The 23,656-nt window shown below is 62.3% G+C and carries 16 protein-coding genes and 3 rRNA genes; 6 read left to right on the top strand and 13 right to left on the bottom strand.

From position 1 onward, the window contains the following. Positions 1 to 21 precede the first annotated feature (21 nt). The 8 genes from ACTX90_RS00900 to ACTX90_RS00865 all read right to left on the bottom strand — a co-directional run bounded on the left by ACTX90_RS00900 (position 22) and on the right by ACTX90_RS00865 (position 9,781). Complete coding sequence (locus tag ACTX90_RS00900; protein ID WP_047118190.1) at positions 22 to 339, bottom strand: AzlD domain-containing protein; 318 nt, start codon at positions 337 to 339, stop codon at positions 22 to 24. Then, entirely contained in the window at positions 336 to 1,067 is a 732-nt protein-coding gene (locus ACTX90_RS00895; protein WP_047118191.1) for an AzlC family ABC transporter permease, read from the bottom strand. Before ACTX90_RS00895 ends, ACTX90_RS00900 begins: the two co-directional genes overlap by 4 nt. Beyond that, on the bottom strand, positions 1,048 to 1,731 hold the full coding sequence (locus tag ACTX90_RS00890) for an alanyl-tRNA editing protein (protein ID WP_443442717.1): 684 nt from the start codon (positions 1,729 to 1,731) through the stop codon (positions 1,048 to 1,050). Before ACTX90_RS00890 ends, ACTX90_RS00895 begins: the two co-directional genes overlap by 20 nt. A gap of 5 nt (positions 1,732 to 1,736) precedes the next feature. Continuing rightward, positions 1,737 to 2,606 carry a glycerophosphodiester phosphodiesterase gene (locus ACTX90_RS00885; RefSeq protein WP_443442715.1) on the bottom strand — a complete coding sequence of 290 codons (870 nt, stop codon included), beginning with the start codon at positions 2,604 to 2,606 and terminating at the stop codon, positions 1,737 to 1,739. A 207-nt stretch (positions 2,607 to 2,813) separates the two neighbouring features. Continuing rightward, positions 2,814 to 2,930, bottom strand: a 5S ribosomal RNA gene (rrf, locus tag ACTX90_RS00880). Positions 2,931 to 3,082: 152 nt separating this feature from the next. Beyond that, a 23S ribosomal RNA gene (locus tag ACTX90_RS00875) occupies positions 3,083 to 6,221 on the bottom strand. 579 nt (positions 6,222 to 6,800) lie between these two features. Then, a 16S ribosomal RNA gene (locus ACTX90_RS00870) occupies positions 6,801 to 8,326 on the bottom strand. The 16S, 23S and 5S rRNA genes sit together here, the layout of an rRNA operon. A 690-nt stretch (positions 8,327 to 9,016) precedes the next feature. Further along, positions 9,017 to 9,781 carry a hypothetical protein gene (locus ACTX90_RS00865; RefSeq protein WP_047117702.1) on the bottom strand — a complete coding sequence of 255 codons (765 nt, stop codon included), beginning with the start codon at positions 9,779 to 9,781 and terminating at the stop codon, positions 9,017 to 9,019. A gap of 135 nt (positions 9,782 to 9,916) precedes the next feature. Here ACTX90_RS00865 and ACTX90_RS00860 point away from each other — a divergent pair, with 135 nt between their 5' ends. Both ACTX90_RS00860 and ACTX90_RS00855 read left to right on the top strand, forming a co-directional pair. Next, on the top strand, positions 9,917 to 11,107 hold the full coding sequence (locus ACTX90_RS00860; protein WP_113608025.1) for an alanine racemase: 1,191 nt from the start codon (positions 9,917 to 9,919) through the stop codon (positions 11,105 to 11,107). Then, positions 11,104 to 12,405, top strand: coding sequence for a D-arabinono-1,4-lactone oxidase (locus ACTX90_RS00855; RefSeq protein WP_181728185.1), 1,302 nt, complete (start codon positions 11,104 to 11,106; stop codon positions 12,403 to 12,405). Before ACTX90_RS00860 ends, ACTX90_RS00855 begins: the two co-directional genes overlap by 4 nt. Here the strand turns inward: ACTX90_RS00855 and ACTX90_RS00850 are convergent. The 4 genes from ACTX90_RS00850 to ACTX90_RS00835 form a co-directional block, all read right to left on the bottom strand. Next, complete coding sequence (locus ACTX90_RS00850) at positions 12,402 to 13,379, bottom strand: hypothetical protein (RefSeq protein ID WP_443442712.1); 978 nt, start codon at positions 13,377 to 13,379, stop codon at positions 12,402 to 12,404. The genes ACTX90_RS00855 and ACTX90_RS00850 overlap by 4 nt on opposite strands. Before the next feature lie 148 nt (positions 13,380 to 13,527). Continuing rightward, the gene (locus tag ACTX90_RS00845) at positions 13,528 to 15,180 is read right to left on the bottom strand and encodes a thiamine pyrophosphate-binding protein (RefSeq protein ID WP_443442710.1); all 1,653 of its coding nucleotides are present in this window, start codon (positions 15,178 to 15,180) and stop codon (positions 13,528 to 13,530) included. 202 nt (positions 15,181 to 15,382) lie between these two features. Beyond that, on the bottom strand, positions 15,383 to 16,522 hold the full coding sequence (locus ACTX90_RS00840; RefSeq protein WP_443442709.1) for a hypothetical protein: 1,140 nt from the start codon (positions 16,520 to 16,522) through the stop codon (positions 15,383 to 15,385). A 288-nt stretch (positions 16,523 to 16,810) separates the two neighbouring features. Further along, positions 16,811 to 18,157 (bottom strand): TIGR01777 family oxidoreductase, encoded by a 1,347-nt coding sequence (locus ACTX90_RS00835; RefSeq protein ID WP_443442707.1) that lies wholly within the window; start codon positions 18,155 to 18,157, stop codon positions 16,811 to 16,813. A gap of 126 nt (positions 18,158 to 18,283) precedes the next feature. Between ACTX90_RS00835 and ACTX90_RS00830 the strand changes: the two genes are divergently transcribed. From ACTX90_RS00830 to ACTX90_RS00820, 3 genes are all read left to right on the top strand, one after another. Next, complete coding sequence (locus tag ACTX90_RS00830; RefSeq protein WP_053797173.1) at positions 18,284 to 18,760, top strand: MarR family winged helix-turn-helix transcriptional regulator; 477 nt, start codon at positions 18,284 to 18,286, stop codon at positions 18,758 to 18,760. 126 nt (positions 18,761 to 18,886) lie between these two features. Then, positions 18,887 to 19,342 (top strand): Fur family transcriptional regulator, encoded by a 456-nt coding sequence (locus ACTX90_RS00825; RefSeq protein WP_443442705.1) that lies wholly within the window; start codon positions 18,887 to 18,889, stop codon positions 19,340 to 19,342. A gap of 15 nt (positions 19,343 to 19,357) precedes the next feature. Then, positions 19,358 to 19,969, top strand: a complete 612-nt coding sequence (locus ACTX90_RS00820) for a heme-binding beta-barrel domain-containing protein (protein ID WP_047117696.1) — start codon at positions 19,358 to 19,360, stop codon at positions 19,967 to 19,969. Positions 19,970 to 20,029: 60 nt separating this feature from the next. Here the strand turns inward: ACTX90_RS00820 and ACTX90_RS00815 are convergent, their stop codons facing one another. Then, positions 20,030 to 22,861 (bottom strand): FAD-binding and (Fe-S)-binding domain-containing protein, encoded by a 2,832-nt coding sequence (locus ACTX90_RS00815; RefSeq protein WP_443442703.1) that lies wholly within the window; start codon positions 22,859 to 22,861, stop codon positions 20,030 to 20,032. 130 nt (positions 22,862 to 22,991) lie between these two features. On the opposite strand from ACTX90_RS00815, the gene ACTX90_RS00810 reads away from it, so the two are divergent. Continuing rightward, positions 22,992 to 23,645, top strand: coding sequence for a GntR family transcriptional regulator (locus ACTX90_RS00810; protein WP_443442701.1), 654 nt, complete (start codon positions 22,992 to 22,994; stop codon positions 23,643 to 23,645). Positions 23,646 to 23,656: the final 11 nt, after the last annotated feature.

Below are 23,656 nucleotides of genomic sequence, written 5' to 3'. Positions count from 1 at the left end.
CCCCTCGGCCGGGCCGGGGTGTCAGGCGGCCAATCCGGTAGCCCGCAGCAGAACCGCCGCCAGTGCGCCGGCAATCACCACCACCAGATACGGGGCCTTGAAAACCAGCGCGACGACGGCGGCGGCCAGCGCGCCGATGCGCGCATCGATCACCAGCTCCTGGCCGGAGGTGAACGCATTCACGGTGACCAACGAGGCCAGCAGTGCAATGGTCAAGGTGGCTGCGACATGGGACATCGTCGGCGAGTCCAGGACCTTGCGCGGTACGAAGTAACCGCAGATCTTGATCGCATAGGCGGTCAGGCAGGCTGCAAGGATCCACCAGCTCAGTTCGCTCATGCCCGGTCCTCCTGGACGTTCTGCAGCTCTCCGTGCTCGGTTGCCGGCTTGCTCCGGCGTCCGGTCGTCAGGGCATAGACCGCGGCGCAGGTGGCGGTGATGAGGATCGGCAGTCCCGGGCTCGTCAGCGGAACCGCGATCGCGGTGACCACCGCAGCGGCCAGCGCGATGAGCACCGGCTCCATGGCTTTCAAACGCGGCCACAGCAGTCCGATGAACGCAGCCACCGCTGCCCCGTCCAGCCCCCAGGCCGCGGGATCGCCCATGCGTTCTCCGAGCAGCGCCCCGGCAATGGTGAAGAAGTTCCACAGGACGTACACCCCGACCCCGGCGCTGAAGAACCCGCGGCGTTTTTCGTCTACGTCGGCCTGCCCCAAGCTGACGGCGGTGGATTCGTCGATGGTCACCTGCGCCATCCATGGCACATGCCTGCCCCGGGGACGCAGCGCCTGCTTGATCTGCATCCCGTAGACGGCGTTGCGGATGCCCAGCAGGGATGCGGCGGAGAACGCTGCCGACGCGGCGCCGCCGCCCGAGATCACCCCGATGAAGGCGAATTGCGAACCGCCGGTGAACATCAGCGCGCTCAGGGCAACGGTCTGCCAGAGGTTCAGCCCCGCGGCGATGGACAACGCACCGAAAGAGATTCCGTAGAGACCCGTCGCAATGGCGATGGACAGGCCCATCTTCGTCGCGGGGGTGAGCCGGCTACTCCGCGTGCCGGGCATCGTACCTGACCTTGTAAACGCCGCGCTTGACCTTGGCTTCCTTGATCACCACGTCCGCCAGTTCGCTCACGTGGCTGACATGGGTGCCACCGCATGGTTCGGCGTTGATTCCCTCGATGCGCACGGTGCGCAGCCCGTCGGCGTCCATGGTGCATATGACGGCCCCGCCGCCGGACAGCAATTCATCCACGCGTTCCTGCAGCCAGTCCCTGGCGGCTGCACGCTGCGTGTCATCCGCCAAGGGCAGGTCCACGCTGGCCGGGTCGAAATCCAAACGGGACTGTCCGGGAAAATGCGAATGGCCCTTGTGCTGCCAGCCGCGGTCTTCTCCCGCGAAACCCACGACATGCCCTGCGGTGTGCAGTGCCGCGTTCAGCAGGCGCTGCTGCTTGTCGATTGAGCTGAACACCTGCGTGCCCGGTTCCAGCTCCGGTGCGCCGTGGAGGATCACCAGGCCGTCCTGCTTGCGGCTCACGCTGACCGGGTGCCCGTTTACCGTCCCGCTGTCCTCCGGTTGACCGCCGCCTCGCGGATGGAAGATGTTCGGACTGAGCGCGATCCACGCTCCGTCTTCGTCGACACCGGTGGCAAGCACCTGCGCTTGGGCTTCAAAAGCATAAGTGTCCTGCAGATACAGATTTTCTTGCGTTGTAGCCGTGCTCATGTTTCCTAGTTCTGTTCCAATTCCCTGCGCAGTTCAGCAGGCCGGTTGCTCGTCAGTTGGCTTACGCCGAGGTTGACCAGGTATTGCGCGTCGGCTGGCCGGTCAACGGTCCAGATCCTGGCTGTCAGGCCACGCCCAAGCCACTCGCGCACGATTTTCTCATTGGCCCGGGTCCACGCAACCCCGGGACCGATGATTCCGGCGCCGCCCTGGTCGATGAACTCGATCCCTTCAGCTACCGACCGATACAGCACCTCATACACCGCTGCGCGCCCGATCTGGCCGGTGGAGACCAGCTCGTCCACCCACGATGCGTCCACCTCGGTGATCAGCTGGCAGAGCAGCTCCTTGTTCACCGTGCGGGAGAGGTACCGGAGCGATTCCGGTTCGAAGCTCATGAGGGTGACGGCAATCTGGTTCTTGCTGCCGGCCGTACCGGTAGAACGATCGAAATGGTTGTCGGCCAGGACCTTGAGCACCCCGTCTTCGAGCAAGTGCCCGAACGGGCTGGGATGCTTGATCTCGATGGCCAGGCCAATGGGCTGTCCCCGTTCCTCGAGGATCTCGAAGAGTTCGGCCAGGCTCAGGAGCTGTTCATTCTCCTGCCCGTAGCCCGCGGGAATCAGGTTCGGGATGACTCCGGTGAAGTCCATGGCCTTCATCTGGGACAGCGTGAACCCGGAAACCAGACCCGTCGAATCCGAGGTACGGTCCACGGTCGGATCGTGGTGGCATACGACAATCCCATCCTGGGTCAGATGGACGTCACACTCTATGCCATCAGCTCCCTCGTCGATGGCCTGAAGGTAGGCTGCCCGAGTGTTCTCAGAGAACTTGTGGGAGCTGCCCCGGTGCGCGTAGAAAAGCGTATCCATGGTCTCTACGCTACGCGGTATGGCGCTGCTCTCACCAAACGTTCTCAGGTATGTTGCTTCTTTCCCCGTTAAACAACAAAAAGGGGGAGCCACCGCTCCCCCACCCCACCGGCAGGCCGTCCCGGCCAGACCACCCGCCCCGTGGATCCACCGGTTAAACCAGCAGAAGGCCCCAACACTGTTGGAGCCTCCCACTTCTCAAGTTAAGTCCGGCGGTGACCTACTCTCCCACACCCTCACGAGTGCAGTACCATCGGCGCAATGGGCCTTAGCTTCCGGGTTCGGTATGGGACCGGGCGTTTCCCCCACGCTATGACCGCCGTAACAATCACGAAGCACACAAACCACTGGTAATCCGGTGGATTCGTCCTTGCAAAGTCTCTTACTTTTTGTGGTTCGAGGTTGTTGTCTCGTAACCGCATAGTGAACGCGAACAATCAGAAAAACATATTTTGTCGACACACAGTTTAGATAGTGTGTTGTAAGCCATCGGCCTATTAGTACAGGTCAGCTACACAAGTCTTTGGTCCTTGCTTCCACATCCTGCCTATCAACCCAGTAATCTAGCTGGGGGCCTCACCCACACAAGGTGGATGGAAATCTCATCTCGAAGCAGGCTTCCCGCTTAGATGCTTTCAGCGGTTATCCCTTCCAAACGTAGCTAATCAGCGATGCACTTGGCAGTACAACTGACACACCAGAGGTTCGTCCGTCCCGGTCCTCTCGTACTAAGGACAGCCCTTCTCAAATTTCCAACGCGCGCAGCGGATAGGGACCGAACTGTCTCACGACGTTCTAAACCCAGCTCGCGTACCGCTTTAATGGGCGAACAGCCCAACCCTTGGGACCTACTCCAGCCCCAGGATGCGACGAGCCGACATCGAGGTGCCAAACCATGCCGTCGATATGGACTCTTGGGCAAGATCAGCCTGTTATCCCCGAGGTACCTTTTATCCGTTGAGCGACGGCCCTTCCACGAGGTGCCGCCGGATCACTAGTCCCGACTTTCGTCCCTGCTCGAGCTGTCACTCTCACAGTCAAGCTCCCTTGTGCACTTACACTCAACACCTGATTGCCAACCAGGCTGAGGGAACCTTTGGGCGCCTCCGTTACATTTTAGGAGGCAACCGCCCCAGTTAAACTACCCATCAGGCACTGTCCCTGAACCAGATCATGGTCCGAAGTTAGGTGACCGGTACAGCCAGAGTGGTATTTCAACGATGACTCCACCCGAACTAGCGTCCGAGCTTCACAGTCTCCCACCTATCCTACACAAGCTGCACCGAACACCAATACCAAACTATAGTAAAGGTCTCGGGGTCTTTCCGTCCTGCTGCGCGTAACGAGCATCTTTACTCGTACTGCAATTTCGCCGAGTTCATGGTTGAGACAGCGGGGAAGTCGTTACTCCATTCGTGCAGGTCGGAACTTACCCGACAAGGAATTTCGCTACCTTAGGATGGTTATAGTTACCACCGCCGTTTACTGGGGCTTAAATTCTCAGCTTCGCACACAAGTGTGCTAACCGGTCCTCTTAACCTTCCAGCACCGGGCAGGAGTCAGTCCGTATACATCGTCTTGCGACTTCGCACGGACCTGTGTTTTTAGTAAACAGTCGCTTCCCCCTGGTCTCTGCGGCCCACACCCGCCTCCCCACCGCAAGGGTGGTTCACGGGGCAGGCCCCCCTTCTTCCGAAGTTACGGGGGCATTTTGCCGAGTTCCTTAACCATGATTCTCTCGATCGCCTTAGTATTCTCTACCTGATCACCTGTGTCGGTTTAGGGTACGGGCGGACTGGGACCTCGCGCCGATGCTTTTCTAGGCAGCATAGGATCACCGAATCACCCCACAAACGGGGCGCCTATCAGGTCTCAGAAACAATGAACAGCGGATTTGCCTACCGTTCTTCCTACACCCTTGGACCAGGTCAATTCCATTGCCTGGCTCGGCTACCTTCCTGCGTCACACCTGTTAATACGCTGACCTCACAACATCGGTTCCCACCACACCAACCAACAAGACACCTAAAAGGCATCAACGCTGGAATCCGTCATGGTTAGCATCCATTGCTCAGTATGGGCGGTCCTTCGCCGGTACGGGAATATCAACCCGTTGTCCATCGACTACGCCTGTCGGCCTCGCCTTAGGTCCCGACTAACCCAGGGCAGATTAGCTTGACCCTGGAACCCTTGATCATTCGGCGGACGGGTTTCTCACCCGTCATTCGCTACTCATGCCTGCATTCTCACTCGTGTGGCCTCCACCGCTGGTTTCCACCGCGACTTCACCGTCCACACGACGCTCCCCTACCCATCCAAACCACTGGACCACAAAGGCCAATGACATGTTTGAATGACGCAACTTCGGCGGTGTGCTTGAGCCCCGCTACATTATCGGCGCGGAATCACTTGACCAGTGAGCTATTACGCACTCTTTCAAGGGTGGCTGCTTCTAAGCCAACCTCCTGGTTGTCACAGCAACTCCACATCCTTTCCCACTTAGCACACGCTTAGGGGCCTTAGTTGGCGTTCTGGGCTGTTTCCCTCTCGACTATGAAGCTTATCCCCCACAGTCTCACTGCTGCGCTCTGACTTACCGGCATTCGGAGTTTGGCTAAGGTCAGTAACCTTGTAGGGCCCATCGCCTATCCAGTAGCTCTACCTCCAGCAAGAAACACGCAACGCTGCACCTAAATGCATTTCGGGGAGAACCAGCTATCACGAAGTTTGATTGGCCTTTCACCCCTACCCACAGCTCATCCCCTCCATTTTCAACTGAAGTGGGTTCGGTCCTCCACACGCTCTTACACGCGCTTCAACCTGGCCATGGGTAGATCACTTCGCTTCGGGTCTAGATCACGCCACTGACTCGCCCTATTCAGACTCGCTTTCGCTACGGCTTCCCCCCACGGGTTAACCTCGCGACGTAACACTAACTCGCAGGCTCATTCTTCAAAAGGCACGCCATCACAACCACAAGTGGCTGCTCTAACGGATTGTAAGCGCACGGTTTCAGGTACTATTTCACTCCCCTCCCGGGGTACTTTTCACCATTCCCTCACGGTACTGATTCACTATCGGTCATCAAGTAGTATTCAGGCTTACCAGGTGGTCCTGGCAGATTCACACAAGGTTTCACGGGCCCCGTGCTACTCGGGCATCCACACAAGAACGGCAGACACGCATTACACCTACGGGACTATCACCCTCTCTGGTCCGGCATTCCAACCGATTCACCTATACGCCTGCACCTCATCCCACCAGCGTAGATAGAACTGGTACATGTGGACCCCACAACCCCGATGATGCAACGCCTATCCGCTATCACACACCAACCGGTTTAGCCCCATCCGCGTTCGCTCGCCACTACTAACGGAATCACTATTGTTTTCTCTTCCTGCGGGTACTGAGATGTTTCACTTCCCCGCGTTCCCTCCACACAGCCTATACATTCAGCTGCAGGTCACACCACATAACATGGTGCGGGGTTCCCCCATTCGGAAATCCTGGCCTCAACGTCCGGTTATCGACTCCACCAGGCTTATCGCAGATTCCCACGTCCTTCATCGGCTCTTGATGCCAAGGCATCCACCGTGCGCCCTTAAAAACTTCAACACAAAACAAAGTTCTCAAAAATTGAGCTATAAAACAATCAACAAAATCACTACAAACAAGACTCAAACACCACACACACCCAGGACAGGCACGTGCAACTCATCTTGTCTGCAAGATGCTCGCGTTCACTATACAGTTCCCAAACAACAACCCCGCACCCCCAACAACAGCACCCCACACACCAGCCCCAAAAGGACCAGCCAGGACACCATGCCAGCAGACACAGGACAAACACCGAAACACCAAGCACCCAACCACCACACCCCGCAAAGGGACCAGGCGGCCAGGAGGCTTGTTGCCTCAAAACCCAACAGTGCACCAAACATACCCATTCGCATCACACGACCCATGCGCCCTTCCAACACCACCAACCCCACAAGAGGGCCGGCACTGCGTACTAAACCACACACGCCACACAACACAAACCATGCCAACACCCGAACCCCCGAAAACAACCACACGATCGCCCTCGAAAACCCGTTTCCCAGTGTTGAGTTCATTGACATTCCACCCTCGAGCAACCCACCTGCACCACACTCGGGCACAGACATGGGCAACCAAAACTGGTTAGCTCCTTAGAAAGGAGGTGATCCAGCCGCACCTTCCGGTACGGCTACCTTGTTACGACTTAGTCCCAATCGCCAGTCCCACCTTCGACGACTCCCCCCACACAAGGTGGTTAGGCCATCGGCTTCGGGTGTTACCAACTTTCGTGACTTGACGGGCGGTGTGTACAAGGCCCGGGAACGTATTCACCGCAGCGTTGCTGATCTGCGATTACTAGCGACTCCGACTTCATGGGGTCGAGTTGCAGACCCCAATCCGAACTGAGACCGGCTTTTAGGGATTAGCTCCACCTCACAGTATCGCAACCCATTGTACCGGCCATTGTAGCATGCGTGAAGCCCAAGACATAAGGGGCATGATGATTTGACGTCATCCCCACCTTCCTCCGAGTTGACCCCGGCAGTCTCCCATGAGTCCCCGGCATAACCCGCTGGCAACATGGAACGAGGGTTGCGCTCGTTGCGGGACTTAACCCAACATCTCACGACACGAGCTGACGACAACCATGCACCACCTGTGAACCAGCCCCGAAGGGAAACCCCATCTCTGAGGCGATCTGGAACATGTCAAGCCTTGGTAAGGTTCTTCGCGTTGCATCGAATTAATCCGCATGCTCCGCCGCTTGTGCGGGCCCCCGTCAATTCCTTTGAGTTTTAGCCTTGCGGCCGTACTCCCCAGGCGGGGCACTTAATGCGTTAGCTACGGCGCGGAAAACGTGGAATGTCCCCCACACCTAGTGCCCAACGTTTACGGCATGGACTACCAGGGTATCTAATCCTGTTCGCTCCCCATGCTTTCGCTCCTCAGCGTCAGTAAATGCCCAGAGACCTGCCTTCGCCATCGGTGTTCCTCCTGATATCTGCGCATTTCACCGCTACACCAGGAATTCCAGTCTCCCCTACATCACTCTAGTCTGCCCGTACCCACCGCAGATCCGAGGTTGAGCCTCGGACTTTCACGATAGACGCGACAAACCGCCTACGAGCTCTTTACGCCCAATAAATCCGGATAACGCTTGCGCCCTACGTATTACCGCGGCTGCTGGCACGTAGTTAGCCGGCGCTTCTTCTGCAGGTACCGTCACTTTCGCTTCTTCCCTACTGAAAGAGGTTTACAACCCGAAGGCCGTCATCCCTCACGCGGCGTCGCTGCATCAGGCTTGCGCCCATTGTGCAATATTCCCCACTGCTGCCTCCCGTAGGAGTCTGGGCCGTGTCTCAGTCCCAGTGTGGCCGGTCACCCTCTCAGGCCGGCTACCCGTCGTCGCCTTGGTGAGCCATTACCTCACCAACAAGCTGATAGGCCGCGAGTCCATCCCCAACCGATAAATCTTTCCACCCTCAACCATGCGGTCAAAAGTCATATCCGGTATTAGACCCAGTTTCCCGGGCTTATCCCAGAGTCAGGGGCAGGTTACTCACGTGTTACTCACCCGTTCGCCACTAATCCACCCAGCAAGCTGGGCTTCATCGTTCGACTTGCATGTGTTAAGCACGCCGCCAGCGTTCATCCTGAGCCAGGATCAAACTCTCCATAAAAAACAAAAAGCCACCACAACCCCACCGGAAAAAGACGGGGCCACACGTGGTGATGAAATCCTGGCGAATAAAAACACTCGGAACAACACACGGGGGTGCATCATCCCAAGCAAAATGTTTCGTATTCACCAAACAAAAAATAATTTGGTATCAACAAACTTGGCACACTATTGAGTTCTCAAACAACAAACACTTACCGGTTCTCCGCCACCCCTATTCCAGGAGGCGATATCGTCCAGCGTTATATTCATATTCTATAATCATTGAATTCTGAAAGTCAAATCGATTCTTTGTGATTTGAACCAGTATTCTTTGATTCCCATTCAATTCCAGCTTATCCACACATGGTGTGGAAAACCTTGATTTTCCGGGGTTTTCGCCGCCTCGTCCTGGTCGGTTGGTGTTCCGTCCGGCTCGTGGCGACAAGGAAAAACTATACACGGGTTGTCGGGGGTCTGCAAATCGGCGGGGTGCTGCGGGGCGGTGAGCGTGGACACATAAAAACAGAATCGTGTTCATTACTGGCTTTTTATGCGCTTAACGCCCGAGAACGCGCGGTTTTAAGCGACTGCGGCCCGCCCTAACCGGAATTCTTTATCCCGTTGCGCCCCGCTCGACACCCGCCCGACACATGAAAACTCCCGGTCCCGGGCAGCCACTCTATATTTACGGGGTTGCGCTTGACCTCTACTATTCTTCGATGACTTCGACGTCGATGATCCGCGGATCATCCAATTCCAGCTGGTCTGGGGCCATGGTGGGAATCCCAGCGAAGGCGACTGCTGCAGTTTCAACAACACGCTTGGCCAGGAAACGGTTGCCGGCGCCACCGATGACAGCTCCCACGCCGAAGGGAACGATCCTGCCGACAACGCTTGCGGCTTGGGTGCCTACAACCTTGCGCATGAACGACTTCTGCATCGTTTTTTGCAGTGAAGCATAGAAGCTCGTCGACTTGTTCGCGCCGAAGGCCTTGGCCCACCCCTTGATCGGCCCGCCGCCGCGCCCGGCCGCCTGCCGGGTGAGGCCGGCGATCATGGCGCTGCCTTCCTCACCCATCAGCACACCCATAACCAGCACTCGGGATCGTTCCGGGTCTTCGATGGCAATTCCGTGGAGCTCAGCAAGGGTCTGCGCATATAGTGCAGAAGCTTCGAGGAATCCAAGGGTGGCTGCCACAGACAGGCCCAGTGCGGCACCGGTGCCCACCGCGGGGATGGCTGCGGTGCCGCCAACGGCTGCTCCCGAACCGGTCACGATTTTCAAGTAGTCGCGCTCGGCAATCTTGGCGAGTTCTGCCGCCGTGGCCTCGGGGTGCTTGCGGCGCAGCCGTTTCAAATATGCAAGAACCAGCGGTCGCTGGACGCCGACACCTTTCATGATGGCGTCCTGGATTACAGTACGTGGTTTGCCATCGTTGCCGATGACCGTCATCGAAATGGGATCTTTGCTCATGATGGTGCCAGCATATCGAGCCAAACCTGTAAGTTTCCGTGAATCGGATGCTTCCGATACCTGAATATCCTCGGAATGCCAATCATGTTCGGCCCAGTCCTTGAAAGACCCAAACACCGATGGAAGAGTTGGGATATGAAGAACGCGCAGGCCAAACGGTACAACCACGCTGTGAAACAAGCCGGGGTCAACGAACGACCAGTAGCATTGCTGGATCTTGATGCCTTCGATGCCAACGTGATCGCCCTTCGCGAACGAGCCGGAGGAATCCCGATACGCGTCGCCTCCAAATCCCTGCGCGTCCGCAAGGCCCTTGAACGGGCACTGGCCGCCGACGGGTTCAGCGGAGTGCTGTGTTTTACCCTGGGCGAAGCACTCTGGCTAGCGAGCCATGGGCTGAAGGACCTGGTGGTGGCCTATCCCCAGACCGACACGGAGGCTATCAGCCGTTGGGCAACCAGCGAGCAAGCCCGCGCTGAGATCACGGTGATGGTCGACTCCGTTGCGCAACTGGATCTCATCGATCGGATCGTCCCGCACCATCACCCACTGAAGGTCGCCCTTGAACTGGATGCCGCGTACTATCCGACGGCGGGACTGCGTATCGGGGCAGCGCGGTCTCCGTTAGCCGAGCCGGAGGATCTGGCTTCACTCGCCGAGGAGGTCCAGCGCCGGAAGGGGTTCGAACTGGACGGGCTCATGGCCTACGAATCCCAGATCGCCTCGGTTCCGGATGGAGGGTTCGCCCCCAAGGCCTGGATCGCCCGGGCGCTTAGGAAGCGCAGCGCTGCCGAGCTTGCCGAGCGGCGCGCCGAGGCCGTGAGCCGAGTGCGAGGAATCGCGGACCTGCGTTTCGTCAATGCCGGAGGCACGGGATCCTTTGAAACCACCACCCAGGAAGCAGCGGTGACGGAGCTGGCAGCGGGCTCCGGCCTCTTCGCCCCGGCGTTGTTCGACTCCTTCCGCTCGTTCTCCCCCTCCCCCGCCCTGTTCCTGGGGTTCCCGGTAGTCCGCAGACCGGATCACCAGACGATCACCATCCTCGGCGGCGGCTGGACCGCATCAGGTCCGGCAGGCAAGGACCGATTGCCGAGCATCGAGCACCCCCGCAAGCTGCGCTACCTTCCATTGGAAGGCGCAGGCGAGGTCCAGACCCCGCTCACCGGACCGACCGCGCACCGCTTGAACATCGGCGATACCGTATGGCTGCGCCATGCAAAATCCGGGGAGCCGGCAGAACGGATCAACAAGGTAGCCGTTTACTCGAAGAACAAGATCAGCGGCCAATGGCCAACCTATCGAGGCGAAGGGAAAGCCTTCCTGTGAGCACCTTCCAGAATTTCGCCGGTACCGTGACTGCCGCTCCGACGATGCGCCAGTCGATCGCCTCCCTGGACCAGCTGGGCGGGTTGCTCGAATCGGCGGCGCTCAATGGGCACACCGTACGCACCGTGGGCGCCGGCCATTCATTCACCCCGCTGGCGAAGACCAACGACATCCTGCTGGATCTCGACGGCCTCCAAGGAATCGAGGAAGTTGATGCGCTCACGCATGAGGTGACGTTCCGGGCCGGGACCAGGTTGTGGCAGGTTCCTGACCTGCTGGAGCCCTTCGGGTTGGCGCTTGAGAACATGGGCGACATTGACCGGCAGTCCATCGCCGGTGCCATCAGCACCGGAACCCACGGCACCGGCCTGAAATTCACCGGATTCAGCGGCGCGATCACCGGCCTGCGGTTGATGCTGGCCGACGGGACGCAGGTGCGTGCCAGCGCCACGGAGCACCCGGACCTGTTCCAGGCGGCTCGTGTCGGATTGGGCGCGTTGGGTGTCATCACCCATGTCCGGCTCCGGTGCGTCCCGCACTACATGATGCACGCAACCGAGACCATCGAGGCCATCGACCCGTTGGCCGAAAGTTTTGTCGAAAGAGCGGCCCAGGAAGACCATCTTGAGTTCTTCTGGTTCCCGGGTACCGGCAATGCCCAGGTGAAAACCAATACGCGGCTGCCGGGCGATGCCCCGGCGAAGATGCCGGACAGGCTCAGGACCTGGGTGAACGACGAACTGCTGTCCAATGGCGGGCTGCAGGCCATCTGTTCGCTAGGCGCCGCCATGCCGCGCATGATTCCCCGGCTCAATTGGTTCGCCAGCCGGGTCCTTTCAGACCGCAGCTACACCGCGTCGTGGAACCAGACCTACATCAGCCCGCGGCGGGTGAAGTTCACCGAGATGGAGTACGCGCTGCCGCTGGAGAACTTCGCTGCCGCGTTTGCGGAACTGCGCCGCTATTTCGAGCTTCGACCCGCACCTGTCGTTTTCCCGCTGGAAGTCCGGACAACTGCCGGCGACGACACCTGGCTGGGCACTGCCAGCGGCCGAAACAGCGTTTACATCGCGGTGCACCGCTATATCCGGGATCGGGTCCCGCAGTATTTCCCGGACATGGAATCAATCCTGCGTTCGCACGGCGGACGTCCGCACTGGGGTAAGCAGCACACGCTGCGGGCGGCCGAGCTCACCCAGTTGTATCCGAGGTTCAAGGATTTCCAGGCCGTGCGGCAGCAGGTCGATCCCCAGGGACGGTTCGTCAACGGCTACCTGCGTGAACTGCTGAACGCCTAGAACTGGACGTCGGTCCAGATCAGGTCGGAGGTTTCGATGCTCTCGGGCGTTGCGCCCGGCAGCAACTGGAAATCTTCCGGGGCTTCGGCGCCGATGCGGCCCTGGCCCAGCACGTTCCAGCCCCGATTGGGAATGACGAAGTTCCCCGAGTCGTTCAACGCGTCATCCCGGCCGAGCTCATCGCCCAGAGCCAACGCGGCTGCGGTGAACTCGGTGCGCTGCGCCAATGCACCGGTCACCACGATGCGGTTCTCGTCGATGCCTCCAGCCTTGGCTCCGTCGTCTGCGACAACGTAGTCTTCCCCGGCGATGTAGTCGGAGATGACCTTCAATTGGTCCTTCTGGCGTGGTGCGCCGAAGCCGTAGCTGCTCTGGGCTGGCTCGGTTTGGGCCGCCAGGATATGGACGCGTTCACCGCGATACTCGATGGGGATGTCCCACAGCCCGTTGTGCATCACCGGAATGGACGCGGCCACGGCACCGCTCAGCTCGGAGCTTGAGAGCTTGTTGCCTGCCACCTCGTCCCACTTCAGCGCCGACACGGAAACGACGTCCGGCTGGTTGATCGGATACTTGGACAGCACCACAGTCGAGGACTGTTCGGCGAATGCGCCCTGGCCCCAGGCATCGCCCGGGCCTCCGACCACGCGGTCTCCGTCCAGGTCCGCGCCGCTCTGCACTCCGCTGGAGCCGATTGCGAGATAGGAGTAGGCGTAGCCGACACCGGTATGTTCGTCGTCCGGGCTGTTCAGGTAGTCCGAGATGAAGGTATTTACCGCATCCGGATCGGCATCCATGCCGGTCAGCACCACGATGTCGGGATTCGCGACGCTGATTGCATCGGCCACGCGTAGGGCTTCGGTGTCTGTCCGGGTCAGCAGATCCCGATACAGGTCTCCGGGTTCCTCCCCGCTCAGGTCGGTTGCCATCGTGGCCACGCGCAGGGAAGTTTCGGACAGCAGGGGTGCGGTCACACCGGCCCCGTCATTCGGGCCGGTGGGTGCGGCTAAAGACGGGGTTGCAGGGAGCATTAACAGCGCCCCGATCCCCAGGCCCGCTGTTCCAACCAAAAACTTGTGCACCCTGCAACCCTACGCGGTGGGGACCGCGCTGACCAGCATCTTAATCCGATTGTGATGCTGCAGCGCCGGCGGCCTTGCGGTTCGCCTCCAGGACTTCCTCCATGTACGGAGCTCGGACATGCGCCGAGATGCGTGCGTCCACAAGGCAAACGCCCTGCGCCCCGGCTTCCACCCATGCGCTGACTTTGCCGAAGTCATCCAAGGTTTCAACCTTGATGCCGGTGGCGCCCATGCCTTGGGCCAGTGCCGAGAAGTCCACGGTCGGGATCAGCATCGGATCCTCGTGCAGCCCGATCGATCCGTACTGGTGCACCTCGGCTCCGTATGCCGAATCGTTGTAAATGACGATGACACCGCTTGTGACGGTGCGCACGATGGATTCCAGGTCTGCCAGTCCCATGAGGAAGCCGCCGTCGCCGGATGCCAGCACCACGGTACGTCCATCGGCCGCGGCGGCGGCGCCTACCATCGAAGCGATACCCAGGCCAATGGACTGGTAGGCGGTGCCGACACAGGTCAGCGATCGGGCGCCGCTGGTGGACCAATACATGGGTCCCCAGCCGATGAAGTGCCCGCCATCCTGCACCAGCACGCGGTTGGCCGGCAGGATCCGCTCCATTTCGCTGGCCACGCGGCGCGGATCCAGCAAGCCGTCGGCGGTCTTAGCGTCGCCGAGAGGGCGGGTACGCAGCGCGGCGAGGTCCAGCTCCTTGGCCCACGAGGCTTCGGCCGCTGGCACCGACTGGAGCAGGTGCGCGGCGGCGGCGCTGATATCGGCGGTGGCGAAGTAGTCCACCCGTGGATTGGTGGCGGTGGCAGCCAGGTCGATCTGGATCAGGGTGGCGGACTCGTTGACCAGGCCCCCGAAGCGCATGGTGAACTGGTTCAGCGATGCACCGAGGGTCAGCAGGACATCCGCTTGGGCGATGATCTCGGCGTTCCTCTCGGTGGCGAAGCCGCCAGTGATTCCCAGATCGTAGGGGTAGTCCAGCAGGTCACGGGCCAGCAGGGTACCGGAGGTGGTGGCGCCGATCTTGGCTGCCAGCTCCTTGACCAGCGGTGCGGCGTCGATGGCGCCGCGGCCGTAGAGGATGTGCGGGCGCTGGGCGCCTGCCAGCAGCGAGCTGACCTGTTCAAGCTGGGTGGAGTTCAATTCCGGGGCGGGCGGCGTGGGGCCGAGGGCGGCGAAGTCCGGAAGTTCCGTTTCGGAAGTCTCGAGGGCGGCAAGGTCGTAGGGGATGGCCAGGACCACCGGGCATTGCTCGCGCAGTGCATGCGCGGCGGCCTGCAACGCGATGGCTCCCGGGGTTTCCCGGTCCACCACGTAGCGCGGGGCGCGTACCGCGGTATCAATGGCGGCCTGATCCACGTCCCAGCCGCGCAGTCCCGAGGTCGGTGCGTCGCCGGTGACGAACAGCAGCGGGGTGCGTGCAGCGGCGGCCTCCGCCAGCGCGGTCACGGCATTCGTGTAGCCGGCGCCGTAGGTGGTGGAAGCGATGGAGAGCTTGTTGGAGATGCGGAAATAGGTGTCCGCGGCCGATACCGCGGCCGATTCGTGGCGAACTGCGGTATAGGTGAACCCTTGGCGCACGGCCGCGTCGAGGAAATGTGCGTTGCCGTTGCCCATCAGACCGAAGATCTGCGGTGCAAGTGGCTTGAGGGCATGGGCGATGGCGGCAGAAACGCTAGACATCATGGACTCTTTTCAAAAGTATGGTGCTGAAGAAAATTCCATATATGTCTGCCGCTACCGGTTGCGTTTCGGCAACGGGTATCGCCCCTTTTGAGAGCGCCGGAATCCGCTTGGTCGCGCTTCCTGACTCATTGATGATAGGGCAGAATCGTGGTGTTGCGCTAGGCGCGGGCGTCCCGGGCTCCTCGCGGAGCTGAACGGGCTATCCCAGGGCCCGTCCCTGATGGGCCCGCAAGGAACCGAATCCGGTCTTCGTCAAGCGGTAGGCGCGGTTCAGGGAATCCAGCGCATGCTCTGAAACATGCTCGTAGACAGGGACGCGGATCCACTGCTTGACGAGTCCGAGCAGTGCAATCACGATGAATCCGGTCAACAGCTTGTCCACCAACGAATACATCAGGTTAGCTTCGAACACCGCCAGGCCCAGCGAGCTGGTGCTGGCAAGGATGGACTGCATCGTCGTTTCCGAGGCGTGCCCCGTCATACCTCCGAAAAGCAGAACCAGGATGATGCTCGATACCACCGAACATGCAACAGCCACCACGACGTTGAGCAGAACGTACTTCGGCAACGCCGAGTTGCGCTTGATCAGCTTCGCACCGTACCCCCAGACCAGTGCCCCGGTCATGTTCACCAGGCCGAAGGCCGCTGCCGATGAATCGGTAATCGACAGCCCAATGATGTTGGTCGCCAGACCGACAAGCACCCCTGCCCACGGCCCGCAGGCGATGGCGGCTAAAGCGGTGCCGATCATGTCCAGATAAAGCCGAAGCCCTGCCGCATCAACTAGCCAGAAACCCGCCAGGTTCAGTATCAAGCATGCCGAAAGGAGTATATATATCCGTCGCCTGCTGGGAGCTGTATTTTCCTGTCCGAGAGTGGAAACGATGTGAACTGTCGGCGCGGCTGGCGATGGCTGCGGGGCGGCGGACGCCTGCCGCTTGGCTGCTGCTTGGTCGAGACGGGCTTGGAGGCATCTGCGTTCCCAGGTTTTCGCTTCCTCCGGCGAACAGCCCAGGGCTTGCACGATTTCCCCCACAAGCTCGGCATTAATACGTGTCCGGCCGAGGCGGAAAGCATCATAGACAGTGGTTCGGGCAGGCCTCTCGGCGACGGCATCTACTCCGCAGAGCTCGCGCAGCTTCCCGATACGGCGGACGATTTCCGCGTAGGGAACGTCGCCTGCTTCGATCCGCAGCGTCTGGAGATCCCTGACGATCGCATCGAAAGCGTCGGTCGGAACATCTTGGGACTCCGCGTGTTGCGTCATGGCCGCCCTCCAAGCGATCGCCGGACTGGCCGTCGGCGACTGCCGACGGTTTTCGGCGTTTCTGGACGCCAAATAAAGATGCTAGTCAGATCGTATCCGAAAGGTCGGATTTGTTCGGAATCATCCGGGAAGACGGAATTCCACGCACGGTTGCCGTACGCGCGCGATACCTTATGACGTGGGGGCGCCGCAGGCCTTCCGAACCGGCGACCGTCTCGCAATAGGACATCGAGTTCAAGGCCTGCGGTGCATACGACAACTCGCATATATGTTTAGGAGGTCATGTGGCACACTTTATCGCGAATACGGCAAGACCCCGCTGCTGACAGCCCGCCAAGGGTGCCGACGCAGGACCTGCGCCTAGAGCTCTCGGCCCAGCAGGTGGGCCAGCGCATCGGGAAGCTCTTCGGAGCGGAAGGTGTGGCCTCGGGCTGACAGCTTCGCGGGAACGACCCGCTGACTGGCCAACGCCAGCAGCTGCGCACCTTCGTCGCCCAGCAGCAGCCGCGGCCCGAAGGCAGGCACCGGGAAGATCTCGGGGCGGTGCAGCACCTTGGCCAGCACGGCCGAGTACTCGCTGTTGCGCACCGGGGTGGGCGCGGTCGCGTTGACCGGACCCTGCAGTTCGCTGTCCCACAGTGCGCGGTGATAGATGTCCACCAGGTCATCCAGTCCAATCCAGGACTGCCACTGCCGGCCATCGCCGAGCCTGCCGCCCAGCCCTGCTTCATAGAGCGGACGCATTTGGCGCAGCAGCCCGCCGGTGGGGCTTTGCACCAGACCGGTGCGGACCTGGACCCGGCGCATGCCGCCATCGGGCCCCGCCTGGGCCGCCTGCTCCCAGTCGCGGACAACTTCCGCAAGGAAGTCCCGGCCGTATGGGGCGTCTTCGGTCAGCTCGTCTTCTCCGGCGTCGGCGCCGTACAGGCCGATGGCCGAGGCGCTGATGAAGACCGCGACACCGGATTGCGCAGCCAGCTGCGCCAGCCGGCGCGTGGGCTCGATGCGGCTGTCGCGGATCTTCCTGCGGTGCTCACTATTGAATCGCCCGGCGATACTCGCCCCGGCCAGATGGACGACCGCGTCGCACCCATCCAGGCAGGATTCGTCGGGGCTCGCGGGATTCCAAAGGCGTTCATTCGGACCTTGGGGGGCCGAACGAACCAACCGGATGACCCGGTGCCCACCCGATTCGAGAAGAGCACCCAGGGAGGTTCCCACCATGCCGTGCGAACCGGTCAGTGCGACGGTCAGCGGCTTCAGGCCGTGCTGCGCCGCGCGCTGGTGGGCCCGCAGGTCCTCGGACAGCTGACGGTGCCGGTAGGCGAGCATGCGCCGCACCATGTTCTGCGGCATATTGGTGCTGACTTCGTCGCGCAGCACGCACTGCTGCGGCCCGTCGGGCAGGATGTGGTGCTCGTGGCGCCAGCGGATCGGCCGCAGCGGCGCCTGAGCGAGCCCCTGCGGCGCCAGCTCGTCCACGAAGACGCGACCGGGCACATACCCGTCGGCAAGATGCCGGGCGTGCCAGCGCAATCCGGCAGGCATCGCCAGCTCGGAGCTGCCGTCGCGCAGGTTTTCCGCTTGGCGCACTGCGCGGACCGGCTGCCATGGAGGAAGCAGCCGGCTCATCGCGCCGAGCCGCTCGTGCCAGGCGAACACTTCGTCGGCGGGGAACGGTATTGCTGTTTCAAGAATGACGGCCATGCCCACATTCAATCAGTTTTCGCCACTTGCGGATACGACTTCAAGCAAGTTTCAAGGAGCTCCGCCCACGCCCGATGCCACGCGGCAGACCCTGCCGGCCGGCGCTCTTGTGACAAACTGGTTTCCATGGGAATCCAGGATCGGCCGCAGACCTCGGAGCAGGAGCTCGCGGCTTTCGAATGCGCCACGCAGGACCTCGTGGGGCTGGCGCTGAGCAGCGTTGAACAGCTCGAGGTATCCCTGCCCCAGTTCCGTCTGCTGCTGACCTTGCAACGCCGGGGTCGGTCGACATCCAGCGACTGCGCCAAGGCACTGGGCGTGGGCAATTCATCCATCACCCGGCTGGCCGACAGGCTCAATGCCTCCGGGCACCTGACGCGGGGCTCGGACCCCGCGCACCGCAGTGTGGTCACCTTGGAGCTGACGGCCTCGGGCCGCCAGGTCGTGCAGCAGGTCACCGAACGCCGACGACAGGACCTGAGCGAGGCCCTGGACCTGCTGGAACCCGCGGAGCGGGCCGCCTGCGCGGCTGCCCTGGACAAGCTGCACGGCCTGGTTGGCCACAGCATCCCCCAGCCGAACAGCACTCACCTGCCCCTGTAGCCGTCGCCAATCCAGCGTTCCGGACCATGAGCTCGCACATCCAAAGACTTGCTTGAAGCAACTCTTGCTTAATGCAAATATTGTGCCTACATTGGAATTGATCAATTCAATTGCGGGAAGGCCGGCATGAAAGAGCTCGAAACGCAACTGCGGGAGCTGGGAATGCGCGTCACCCGGCCGCGGCGTGCGGTCCTCGACGAGCTGCTCCTGCGCTCCCACATCGATGTCGCGCGAATCGCCGCCGGCGCGCGGCAGCGCATCGGCCGCGTGTCGACCCAGGCCGTTTACGATGTCGTTCACACCCTGACCGGCGCCGGAATCCTGCGCAACATCGAGCTGCCCGGATCCCCGGCGGTTTTCGAGCTGGCCCGCGGGGACAACCACCACCATCTGGTCTGCCGCGCCTGCGGACGCATCGCCGATGTCCCCTGCCCTGTCGGCAAGGCCCCGTGCCTCAGGCCCCTGGACGCTACCGGGTATGCGATCGAGGAAGCAGAAGTCACCTACTGGGGGCTCTGCCCTGAATGCCGACCCGGCATCCCGCCGGCCGCACCACACGGCACCACGATTACCACTCACTGATCGGAGAACCCAGCCATGACCGTCTTGGCAAGAACCTCGACCATCCAGGGACCGCAGAAGCTCGGTCCACTCACCCCGCTCGTCGGCGAATGGGAGGGGAATGCCGGGGTCGACCTTTCCTACCACAACCTCACCGACGAAACGAGCGAAACCGGCTACTACGAGCGCGCGGTGTTCAAGCCCATCCCGATCCAGGAAAACGGCAAGCAGACCCTGTGGGGATTGAACTACTCGATGACGGCCTGGCGCCACGGCGAGGAGGCCATGGACCCGTTCCACGACGAAATCGGCTTCCTGCTCTGGGACCGCGAGAACAGCCAGGTGATGCGCAACGTGGTCTTCGGCCGCGGCATCGCGGTGCTGGCCGGTAGCACCGCCGGACCGCGCGACACCACCGTGCACTTCAACGCCACCCCGGGAGATCCCTCCTACGGGGTGCTGCAGAACAAGTACCTGATGGAACGCGCGGAGATCAAGGAGTTCAGCAGCTCCTTCACCTTCCACGAGGACGGCAGCTTCAGCTACACCTCGGACCTGCTGCTGCGCCTGGTGGCCCTCGGCGCGGAAATGCGCCATACCGACGTCAATACCCTGCACCGGGTCAAGCGCTTCCATCCGGGAGAATAAGGCGGCGGCGGGGCCGGATGCGAATATCGCACCCGGCCCCGCCGCCGTCCGGCCTTGCGCCTACCGCGCGACTGCTTCCGCCAGCAATTCGATCACATGGCGGTAGTCCTTGCCGGTTGCGCGCGTCATGCCCAGCTCGCAGGTGCGGTTGCAGGAAGCATGGGCCTGGGCATCGAGTTCGCGCACCTCGGCTGCCTCGGCGGCGGTGGCGGAGGCGGTCAGCTCCGGATGCAGCATGCCGCGGTCGCCCGCATAGGCGCAGCAGCCCCAATTGACCGGCACGTTCACGGTGTCCGCGGCCGCCCGCGCCACCTTCTCCAAATCGGGATTCAGCCCCATCTGCGTGGAGGAGCAGGTCGGGTGCAGGGTCAGCGAGGAGACCTTCCGGCCCTCGGGCAGCTTTTCCAGCAGGTGCTGGGCGGTGAAGGCGAGCAGGTCCACCACGGTGTAGCCGTGCTCTTCCAGCGTGTGGGCGAAGCCCTCGGTGCAGCTGGAGGCGTCGGAGATGACCGGCAGGTTCCTGCCCGGCAGCGCCGCCGCCACCTCGTCGAGCACCCGCTGGGCCATGAGGTCGTGGCCGTCGGCGTAGCCCTTGGAGCTCCACGGGGTGCCGCAGCACATCGACTCGATGCCCTGCGGGACGTAGACCGAGACGCCGGCCGCGTGCAGCAGCTGCGTGAACGCCGAAGCGACGCCCTGGCCCTCGCCGGCCGGGCCGAACATTGAGTTCACGCAGGCCGGCAGGTAGATGGCCAGCGGTTCGGTGCCGGCGGCGCCCAGGATTCCGGCCAGCGGCTTGCGGGCCTTGCCGCCGCCGGGCAGTTCCGCGTCGTAGCGCGGCATGACATCGGTGCTGATGACCTTGCGCGCCGCATCGGTGACCCCGCGGACCAGGCCCACGGGGAACTTGTCAGCCACGCTCAGGGCCAGCGAGCCGGCGCGCGTGGCGCCGCCCCAGCCCTTGGCCGCGGTCTTGAACCCGGCGGCCAGCGCGGGGTTTGCGTCCTCGCGGCGCAGGCGCTTGACCAGCAGGCCGGTATTGATGCCCACCGGGCAGGCGGTGACGCACATGCCGTCCACGGCGCAGGTCTGCACGCCGTTGTAGTCGTAGTCCTTCTCAAGCTCCGCGGCCAGCTCCCGGTTGCCTTCCGCCTCCGCCTTGGCGATGGCGCGGCGCACCACGATGCGCTGGCGCGGGGTGAGGGTCAGGTCCTTGGAGGGGCAGACCGGCTCGCAGTAGCCGCATTCGACGCAGCGGTCGGCCTCCACCTCGATGGTGGCGTTCAGCTTGATGTTGCGGATGTGGGCCGAGTGGTCCTCGTCGATGATGACCCCGGGGTTCATCATCAGGCGCGGATCGCAGGCGGCCTTGAGTTCCAGGTGCACGTCGTAGAGCTCGTCGCCGTACTGGGCGCGGACGAACGGGGCCATGGCGCGGCCGGTGCCGTGCTCGGCCTTCAGGTTGCCGCCCTTGGACAGGATCAGGTCCACCATCTTGTCGTTGAATCCGTTGTAGCGGTTCAGCGCCCGCTCGCCCTCGAAGCGGTCGGTGAGCATGAAGTGGATGTTGCCGTCCTTGGCGTGGCCGAAGATCACCGAGTCCTCGTAGCCGTATTCGGTGAACAGCTCCTGCAGGCTGCCGCAGGTTTCAGCCAGCGACGGCACCGGCACCGCGACGTCCTCCAGCAGCGCGGTGGTGCCCGAGACGCGGGCCCCGGCCACGGAGGCGTACAGCCCCTTGCGGAATTTCCAAGCGGCCTGGCGGTTCTTCGCATCCGGGGAGAGCACCGCCGGGGCGCGCAGCGCGGCCGTGTCCAGCAGCTTCTGCCCGGCGTCCTGCAGGCCGCGCAGTTCCTCGTCGCTGTCCGCATGGTATTCGATGAGCAGCGCCGCCTGCTGGTCCACCTCGAAGCCCATGATGGCTTCGGGCACGCCGGGCAGCGACTGTCCCACGCGCAGCGAGGTGGAGTCCATGAGCTCCAGGGTGGCGGCGCCCGAATCCAGCAGCTCGGGCAGGGCGCGGGTGGCCAGATCCAGGTTGTCGAAGACCGCCAGGGTGGCGATGGCCAGCTTGCGGATCGGCACGGTGCGGAACACCGCCTCGGCCACGAAGGCCAGCGTGCCTTCGGAGCCGATGATCAAGTGGGCCATCAGCTGCGCCGGGGAGTCGAAGTCCAGGAACGCGTTGATGCCGTAGCCCATGGTGTTCTTCAGCGCGAAGTGCTTCTCGATCTTCGCCACGGAGTCCGGGTTGGAGCGCACGCGGTCGCGCAGCTTTTCCAGGGTGGCCACCAGCTGCGGTTCGGCGGCGGCCAGCTGGGCGTCGGCGTCCGGGGCGGCGGTGTCGATCATGGTGCCGCTGGGCAGCACGAAGGTCATCGATTCAAGGGTGCGGTAGGTGTTGAACTCGGTGCCGCAGGCCATTCCGGAGGAGTTGTTGGCGATCACCCCGCCCACGGTGCAGGCCGCCTCGCTGGCCGGGTCCGGGCCCAGCTTGCTGCCGTAGACCCCCAGCCGGGCGTTGACCTGGCGGATCGTGGCACCGGGCTGGACGCGCACACGCTGGCCGCCATCCAGCACGGTGATGCCGCGGAAATTCTTGCGCACGTCGATCATCAGGCCGTCGCCGCTGGCCTGCCCGGCCAGCGAGGTGCCGCCGGAGCGCAGGGTCACCGGCTGGTGGTTCCGGTTCGCGGCGGCCAGCAGCTCGGAGACCTCGCGGGCGTCCTTAGCCAGCACCACCGCCTGCGGGGTGTACAGGTAGTGCGACGCATCCGAGGCGTAGGCCACGCGGTCGATGGATCGGGTCATCACCCGGTCGGACTCGCCGACCAGGTCGAGGATGCTGGATGAAACCGTGGTTTCGCCGAGTGCTGGCGTGCTCAATGCCATGGTGCGCTCCTGTTAGATTGCAGGCCGGCCCTGCCGTCTGCGGATTTTGTCTTACAAGTACACATGCCATGGTAGTACGTGGCGTGGAATACTTGGTAGGTCAAATGTACTTCTTCCCGAAAGGACGCACGTGGCTGCCCGTCTAGGAGTGGTTTCGGTAGTGCAGGCCGTCATCAAGTCGCTGCGCGAACGCATCTTCAGCGGCGAGCTGGCTCCCGGCACCCCGCTGGGCGAGGTCGATGTGGCCGCGCACTACGAGGTCGCCCGCCCCACCGCCAAGGCCGCCCTGGAGAACCTGGTGGCCAGCGGACTGCTCACGCGCAACGCGCACCAAAGCGCACGCGTGCGGGTGCTTTCCGCAGCGGACGCCCGCGACATCTACCAGACCCGGGCCATCATCGAGGCCGAAGCCGTGCGCCTGCTGGCCGGCACCGGCCAAGTGCCCGAAGCCGCGCTGGAGGCGAACGCCCAGATCACCGCGCTGTCCAACGCCTCCCCCATAGAAATCGTGGAACCCGACGTGCGTTTCCACGCAGCCCTGGTGCAGGCGCTGGGCTCGCCGCGAACCAGCGCGATCTATGCGCAGCTCACGGACGAAATCCGGCTGTGCATGACGCACGTGCAGGATGCTACGCTGCTATCCACCCGGGACATCGCCGCCGAGCATGCGCGCCTGCTCGAGCTGATCTCCGCCAGATCCCGGCAAGAGGCCGCCCAGGCACTGGCCGACCACCTGCAGACGGCGAGCGCCAAGCTCGCCGCGCACCTGGATACCCTCACCTAGACGAAAGCGGG

The organism is Glutamicibacter soli, from assembly GCF_052322135.1.
Classification (GTDB): domain Bacteria; phylum Actinomycetota; class Actinomycetes; order Actinomycetales; family Micrococcaceae; genus Glutamicibacter; species Glutamicibacter soli.
The sequence above is the reverse complement of the archived record's forward strand: the minus strand, read 5'-3'. Positions and strand labels throughout refer to the sequence as shown.

Bases quoted from the DNA above. Each gene is read 5' to 3' on its own strand.
- ACTX90_RS00900 (WP_047118190.1), bottom strand. From the start codon at position 339: ATGAGCGAACTGAGCTGGTGGATCCTTGCAGCCTGCCTGACCGCCTAT.
- ACTX90_RS00895 (WP_047118191.1), bottom strand. From the start codon at position 1,067: ATGCCCGGCACGCGGAGTAGCCGGCTCACCCCCGCGACGAAGATGGGC.
- ACTX90_RS00890 (WP_443442717.1), bottom strand. From the start codon at position 1,731: ATGAGCACGGCTACAACGCAAGAAAATCTGTATCTGCAGGACACTTAT.
- ACTX90_RS00885 (WP_443442715.1), bottom strand. From the start codon at position 2,606: ATGGATACGCTTTTCTACGCGCACCGGGGCAGCTCCCACAAGTTCTCT.
- ACTX90_RS00865 (WP_047117702.1), bottom strand. From the start codon at position 9,781: ATGAGCAAAGATCCCATTTCGATGACGGTCATCGGCAACGATGGCAAA.
- ACTX90_RS00860 (WP_113608025.1), top strand. From the start codon at position 9,917: ATGAAGAACGCGCAGGCCAAACGGTACAACCACGCTGTGAAACAAGCC.
- ACTX90_RS00845 (WP_443442710.1), bottom strand. From the start codon at position 15,180: ATGTCTAGCGTTTCTGCCGCCATCGCCCATGCCCTCAAGCCACTTGCA.
- ACTX90_RS00835 (WP_443442707.1), bottom strand. From the start codon at position 18,157: ATGGCCGTCATTCTTGAAACAGCAATACCGTTCCCCGCCGACGAAGTG.
- ACTX90_RS00830 (WP_053797173.1), top strand. From the start codon at position 18,284: ATGGGAATCCAGGATCGGCCGCAGACCTCGGAGCAGGAGCTCGCGGCT.
- ACTX90_RS00825 (WP_443442705.1), top strand. From the start codon at position 18,887: ATGAAAGAGCTCGAAACGCAACTGCGGGAGCTGGGAATGCGCGTCACC.
- ACTX90_RS00820 (WP_047117696.1), top strand. From the start codon at position 19,358: ATGACCGTCTTGGCAAGAACCTCGACCATCCAGGGACCGCAGAAGCTC.
- ACTX90_RS00815 (WP_443442703.1), bottom strand. From the start codon at position 22,861: ATGGCATTGAGCACGCCAGCACTCGGCGAAACCACGGTTTCATCCAGC.